General features: G+C 40.7%; 7 protein-coding genes. 6 read left to right on the top strand and 1 reads right to left on the bottom strand.

The window, feature by feature from the left end:
- A partial coding sequence (locus RG47T_RS26350; protein ID WP_216351027.1) for a hypothetical protein occupies positions 1-197 on the top strand: 197 nt, incomplete at its 5' end.
- A 364-nt stretch (positions 198-561) separates the two neighbouring features.
- Here RG47T_RS26350 and RG47T_RS08510 read toward each other — a convergent pair.
- Complete coding sequence (locus RG47T_RS08510) at positions 562-1,437, bottom strand: AraC family transcriptional regulator (RefSeq protein WP_074489020.1); 876 nt, start codon at positions 1,435-1,437, stop codon at positions 562-564.
- 182 nt (positions 1,438-1,619) lie between these two features.
- Here RG47T_RS08510 and fucP point away from each other — a divergent pair, with 182 nt between their 5' ends.
- The 5 genes from fucP to RG47T_RS08485 are packed head-to-tail and all read left to right on the top strand — an operon-like array spanning position 1,620 to position 6,989.
- Positions 1,620-2,891, top strand: coding sequence for an L-fucose:H+ symporter permease (gene fucP / locus RG47T_RS08505; protein WP_074489019.1), 1,272 nt, complete (start codon positions 1,620-1,622; stop codon positions 2,889-2,891).
- A 2-nt stretch (positions 2,892-2,893) separates the two neighbouring features.
- A complete protein-coding gene (locus tag RG47T_RS08500; RefSeq protein ID WP_074489018.1) occupies positions 2,894-3,226 on the top strand; it encodes an L-rhamnose mutarotase in 333 nt (110 codons plus the stop codon).
- Between the two features lie 15 nt (positions 3,227-3,241).
- Entirely contained in the window at positions 3,242-4,906 is a 1,665-nt protein-coding gene (locus tag RG47T_RS08495) for a UxaA family hydrolase (protein ID WP_074489017.1), read from the top strand.
- A 9-nt stretch (positions 4,907-4,915) separates the two neighbouring features.
- Positions 4,916-5,680 (top strand): SDR family NAD(P)-dependent oxidoreductase, encoded by a 765-nt coding sequence (locus RG47T_RS08490; protein ID WP_074489016.1) that lies wholly within the window; start codon positions 4,916-4,918, stop codon positions 5,678-5,680.
- 7 nt (positions 5,681-5,687) lie between these two features.
- Positions 5,688-6,989 (top strand): alpha-L-fucosidase, encoded by a 1,302-nt coding sequence (locus RG47T_RS08485; RefSeq protein WP_074489015.1) that lies wholly within the window; start codon positions 5,688-5,690, stop codon positions 6,987-6,989.
- Position 6,990 lies beyond the last annotated feature (1 nt).

Here is a 6,990-nt window from a genome sequence, read left to right as displayed (position 1 = left end):
TCGTTGAACATTGCGCTCAACCCTTTTGCCTAATCACCAGCTTTAAACCTGGTTTTCTGCAGCTTATGTACTCAGTCTCTCCCGATCCCTTTCCCATTTTCTTTCCCCCGTTTCGGGAGTGCAAAGGTAAAAAAGCTTTTCTAATTTCCAAATTATTATTTGCATTTAATTTGGCAGCTTCCGAAGGTTTGACTTAACGCGCTTTCGCCCGTTTCCAACGTTTTAATTCCGGCTTTGCTGCCTTCCTTTTAAAGCCCTTCTCCTTTACTTTCTCAATGAACATCCCGCCTTTCCTTCCTGGCGGGCTGCAAAGATGTGAACTTTTTACCACTTAAGGAAATGTTTTATCCAAATAATCAAAACTTTTTAAAAGGTGGATTTAGCAACATAGGCAGCCCCCTGAATATCAGCACCTAGTAGTAAAACTGAATGTAGAAATTATGCATTTATAATAACGGCCAATAAATAATTACAAGCAACCGTAGTTTACATAAATGCGAATAGCAAATGCTTATTTACAAGAAAATCAGTATTTTATATAATCTTGATACCCCAGGGAGCCTATTTCTTAAAGGACTTGTGATATTTAAGCGGATTTTTACCTGTGATATTTTTAAAGCACTTATGAAAGCTGGAAAAATTATAAAAACCACTTTCGTAGCAAATCTCTTTAACGTGCAGCTCGTTTTCTATTAATAGCTTACAGGCATGGCTAACTCTTATTTCGTTAAGAAAGGTAGAGAAGCTTTTACGGGTTTTTGATTTAAAGTATCTGCAAAATGAATTGGGACTCATATTAGCTATACCAGAAATTTCTTCGAGCGTGATCTTTTTCTTGAAATTGGCCAGGGCATACTTATATATAGTATATATACGATCTTTCTCGTTTTCCAGAATATTATGCTGAAAGCCCACAGAAGCTATGAAATTATTGTCTTTCGACTCTCCTATATTTAGTAGTATCTCCATTAAGCAGATGATTTTGCTTACACCTTCCTGGTTTACAATCTTTTCAATCTTAGCCCCAATAGTTTGTTGCGCTTCACCACTAATTTTAATACCTCGTTTGGCTTGCTCCAGCGTATCTCTTATTAATTTGTTCTCCGGTAGGTTTAAAAACTCGTTTCCCCAAAAATTCTGATCGAAATGGACAACTACTACATCTGCACTCAATTTCTGTTTTGTGGCACTTGCCTCAAAGTAGGCTTCGTCAAATTGCCAGTAATGGGGCAAATTAGATCCAATCAGTATCAGATCGCCATCCAAAAACGGCGTAATGCTGTCTCCCAGAAATTGGGTTCCATGCCCCTTCTTTAAATAAATAAGTTCTATTTCGGGATGATAATGCCAGCGGTTATTGATATCCGGCGTGGTGTCTCTCCTGGCGCTAAAAGAGTGTACAAAATCTTTAGATACTTTTAATAATTGAGGCTTCATTAAGAAATAACTGGCTAAAACAAGTGATCAATGATATCAAAATTAAGCTTCAAATACTATCAAATATCAAATTTTATAAAAACAATGCCAAAATAGCTTAATATTTAGCCTAAAAAGTAAATTTTTTACTAGTTCAAATTCAATTTATTTGTAAACCAATTTTTACTAGCCTAAAATAATTTATGCCGAGAAAAACCCTTTTGTTTCCGCTGATACTGATTACGTCTTTATTTTTTCTATGGGCATTTCTGCATAATATCAATCCAATACTTATCCCCCACCTAAAAAAGGCCTGCCAGTTAAATGATACGCAATCATCGTTTATTGACCTGTCTGTTTACCTTGCTTACTTTATAATTGCTATCCCGGCAGGGCTCTTTATGCATAAGTATGGGTACAAGAAGGGCATTATTATTGGTTTGGTGTTATATGCTGCAGGTGCATTTATGTTTATTCCTGCCGCTGCCGGTCGTAATTATCTATTCTTTTTGGCCGGGCTATTTGTTATAGCAAGTGGTGCAACTTTTCTGGAAGCTGTAGCCAACCCTTATATGGCTGCACTGGGTAGTAAAGAAACAGCGGCGCAAAGGCTTAACTTTGCACAGTCATTTAACGGCTTAGGATCATTTATAGCACCTATAATAGGCGGTAAATTTATCCTGTCGGGCATTGAACATAATGCTGCTAAATTAAAAAGCATGTCGGCATTTCAATTGAACAGTTATTTACAAGCCGAAGCCAATACAGTTAAAATCCCATACTTAATTATAGGGATGGTTGTAGTAGTACTCATCCTGTTTTTCCTGTTCACTAAAATACCTGATGTAAATGCAGATGAAGAGGCATCACAGCATTCGCCCGGAACAGATTTTTCGATTAAGGTATTACGCCATTCGCATTTACGCTGGTCTATAATTGCACAGTTCTTTTATGTGGGCGCACAGGTAGGTGTAGGGAGCTTTTTTATCCGCTATGCTAAATACGTTGCCGCGGTTGACGAAAAAACTGCAGCATTTTTGTGGGGAGCTGTGGCTATGGTAGGTTTTATGTTGGGCCGGTTTATCGGTACATTTTTAATGAGGTACATTAAACCGGCAACGCTACTTGGTATTTATGCTGCTATTAATATTTTATTAATTATTGTAGCGTTAAATACAACAGGCCACATTGCGCTTTATGCTATTGTAATGGTTCCGTTTTTTATGTCAATTATGTACCCAACCATTTTTGCGCTGGGTATAAGTGGCTTGGGGCACGAAACTAAAATAGCTGCTTCTTTTCTGGTTATGTCAATCATTGGTGGTGCTTTTGCTCCGCTGGCGATGGGCTTTATTTCAGACAAAACCGGCAGTATACAAATTGCCTACATAGTACCCCTGATTTGTTTCAGCATGGTACTTTATTATGCATTAAAAGGCCATAGAATTAAAATACAGCCCATCGTATCAATATAGTTATGAAAAGATATTGTTTAACACTTGATCTAAAAGACGATCCACAGTTAATTGCTGAATATGAAAAATGGCACCAAAAAGTTTGGCCCGAAATAATAAGGAGTATAAAGGAAGCCGGAATAACCCATATGGAGATCTATCGGTTATCGGGCCGACTGTTTATGATTATGGATGTGAACGACAGTTTTAGCTTTGAGAAAAAAGCAATGGCAGATGCCTCGAACGCAAAGGTACAGGAATGGGAAACTTTAATGTGGAAGTACCAACAACCCCTCTCACAATCATCCCCTGGCGAAAAATGGATGATCATGAACAAAATTTTCAATCTCGATTAATTAAAATCAATCATAATGTCAGCAAGTACAAGACATACTTATATACAAATACACCCGCTTGATAATGTACTGGTGGCACTCCAGGATTTAACAGCAGGAACGCAGATTAATTTTGCAGGCCATACTTTAACACTGGCAGATAATGTGCAAGCCAAGCATAAATTCACTTTGCAAGCGCTGCAACCCGGCGATTCAATTTACATGTATGGCGTACTGGTGGGTAAAACAACAACTGCCATAGCGCAAGGCGGCGGTATCACCGTTAATAACATTGTGCATGCAGCTAATGATTTTCAGCTGGGCAATCGTAAAACAGAATGGCATAAGCCGGATGTTAGCCGTTACCAGGATCGCACCTTTATGGGCTATCACCGTCATGATGGCTCGGTGGGCACGGCCAATTACTGGCTGGTAATACCGTTGGTATTTTGTGAAAACCGAAATATTAATGTGCTTAAAGAAGCCCTTACTGCTAAACTTGGTTTTGCTAAGCCAAGGGGTTACGAGAACGAAGTGGACAGTTTGATCAATATGTACCAAACGGGTAAATCTGCAGCAGAGCTTTTACAAGCAGATTTGCAGTTAACGCCCGAAAGTATCGGTGCCCATAAATTATTTAAAAACATAGATGGCATAAAGTTTATTAACCACGATATGGGCTGCGGCGGCACCAAAACCGATTCGGATGCCCTTTGTGGCTTACTGGCCGGTTATATAACCCACCCCAATATAGCAGGTGCAACTGTACTTAGCCTGGGTTGCCAGCATGCACAAGCCAGCATTTTACAAACAGAAATATTAAAACGGGATGCCAATTTTAACAAGCCGCTTATTGTACTGGAGCAACAGCAACTGGGTACCGAAAGCGCATTGCTACATGAGGCCCTTAAACAAACATTTGTAGGGCTGATTGAAGCCAACAAGCAAGAACGCCAGCCCGCACCGCTTTCTAAACTTTGCATCGGGCTGGAATGTGGCGGCTCTGATGGTTTCTCAGGCATCTCGGCCAACCCAACGTTGGGCTATCTATCAGATATGCTGGTGGCACTTGGGGGCAGTGTGGTATTGGCTGAGTTTCCGGAACTATGCGGTGTAGAACAGGAGTTAAGCGACAGGTGTATTGATGAACCAACCGCCAAAAAATTCATGAACCTGATGCAAACATACAATGCACGTGCAGAGGCAGACGGTTCTGGGTTTTATGCCAACCCTTCGCCGGGTAATATTAAGGACGGATTGATTACCGATGCTATTAAATCTGCCGGGGCAGCTAAAAAAGGAGGCACCTCTCCTATCACCGCGGTATTAGATTATCCCGAAAAAGTAACACAACCCGGTTTAAACTTATTATGTACCCCCGGCAGCGATATAGAAAGCACTACTGCCGAAGTTGCTTCGGGTGCCAACATCGTATTATTTACAACAGGGTTGGGTACCCCAACAGGTAACCCGGTTGCACCTGTGGTTAAAATATCTACCAATACCAAACTGTATCAAAAAATGCCCGATATTATTGATATAGATTGCGGTACCATTATAGAAGGAGAGGAAACTATAGAACAAACAGCGATACGGATGCTGGAACTGGTAATTGATATTGCCAGCGGAAACCAGCAGACAAAAGCACAAAAACTGGGGCAGGATGATTTTATTCCCTGGAAAAGAGGCGTTTCATTATAAAATATTACCATGTTTACTTTAAAAAATAAAACAGCAGTTATAACAGGCGGCGGCAGCGGCATAGGTAAAGCCATTGCTTTACTATTTGCACAGCAAGGGGCAACTGTACATATTATTGAACTCAATGCAGATGCAGCCAAGGAAGTGGTGGCAGAAATACAAACTAAAAACGGCCATGCTTTTGCTGTAGCTGCCAACGTAACAGATCAGCAGGCTATTGTGGATGCATTACAAGCCATCGGCAAAATTGATATCCTGGTTAATAATGCAGGTATTGCCCATATTGGCAGTATAGAAAATACATCAGAAAGCGATTTTGAATGGATCTTTAATGTAAATGTTAAAGGCGCTTACAATTGTATTTATGCCGCAATCCCCCTGATGAAAGCTGCCGGCAGTGGTACAATTTTAAATATGGCTTCCATTGCATCTCATGTAGGCATTACAGATCGTTTTGCTTATTCAATGAGCAAGGGTGCCATCCATGCTATGTCTATGTCGGTAGCGCGCGATTATTTGCACAGTAATATCCGTTGTAACAGTATTTCTCCGGCAAGGGTACATACCCCTTTTGTTGATGGCTTTATCGCCAAAAACTATCCGGGAAAGGAAGATGAGATCTTTGAAAAGTTATCTAAAAGTCAGCCAATAGGCCGTATGGCGCAACCCCAGGAAGTTGCTGCACTGGCCCTGTACCTATGTTCTGACGAGGCGGGCTTTATCACCGGCACAGATTACCCTATCGATGGCGGCTTTATCACATTAAATAATTGATTTCATCATGCCAAAAAAATTGATCCTCCTTTGTTTGCTGTTTTGCACGGTAAACACCATGGCACAAACCAAGGCAGTCTACACACCTACTGCTGATAACCTGGCCGAACGCCAGAAATTTCAGGATATGAAATTCGGGTTGTTTATCCACTGGGGTATTTACAGCGAGTTAGGGGCAGGCGAATGGGTAATGAATGAGAAGCATATCCCATACGACAGCTACAAAAAACTGGCAGATTTCTTTTATCCGCAGGCTTTTAACGCACACGAATGGGTGCAGTTTGCTAAAAAGGCAGGTATGAAGTATATTACTGTTACCTCGCGTCACCACGATGGGTTCAGTATGTTTGGTACCAAGCAATCATCCTATAATATTGTGGATGCAACACCTTATCACCACGACCCGTTGATGGATCTTGCCATAGAATGCCAGAAAGAAGGTATAGAACTGCACATGTATTACTCACTACTTGATTGGGGCCGCAAAGACTATGCTTACGGCAGCCCTATAGTAGATGGTAAACCTGTTAAAGGAGACTGGGACAGCTATATTAGCTTTATGAAAGCCCAGCTTACCGAACTGATTACCAAATACCCCGGTGTTAAGGGCATCTGGTTTGATGGTAACTGGGAGCGTAAAGATGCAAACTGGCATTATGACGAAATTTATGCGCTGATCCACAAGCTTAACCCGGCTATTATGGTGGGTAACAATCACCACCTGGAGCCTAAAGAGGGCGAAGATTTCCAAATGTTTGAGAAAGACCTACCCGGTAATAACAATACCGGTTTCAGCGGAGAATCTAAAATTGGTACCTTACCTTTAGAAACCTGCGAAACTATTAATAACAGCTGGGGCTTTAACATTAACGACCGTAGTTTTAAGTCATCCAAACAGATTATCCATTACCTGGTTAATGCAGCCGGCCGTAACGCTAATTTCCTGCTAAACATTGGCCCAATGCCTAATGGAAAAATTCAGCAGGAATTTACAGATACACTAGCCATTGTAGGTGCCTGGATTAAAAATAACGGCGAAAGTATTTATGGCACCCGCGGCAGTAATATTGCCCCGCAACAATGGGGTGTGGTTACACAAAACAACAGGGTATTGTATGCACATATTATGGATATGCCGCAACAGCCCTATATTTTAATACCCGGTTTAAAGGGTAAAGTGCTTAAAGCGCAATTATTGAGCGATAATAGCAGCGTTAAATTTAAACAACAAGACGAGGGAGTTTTTATCTACCTAAACAACGTTAAGATAGATAACACCGATACTGTAATAAAACTAATTACCAACTGAT

It is taken from the genome of Mucilaginibacter polytrichastri, from assembly GCF_001911425.1.
GTDB classification, from domain to species: domain Bacteria; phylum Bacteroidota; class Bacteroidia; order Sphingobacteriales; family Sphingobacteriaceae; genus Mucilaginibacter; species Mucilaginibacter polytrichastri.
The sequence above is the reverse complement of the archived record's forward strand: the minus strand, read 5'-3'. Positions and strand labels throughout refer to the sequence as shown.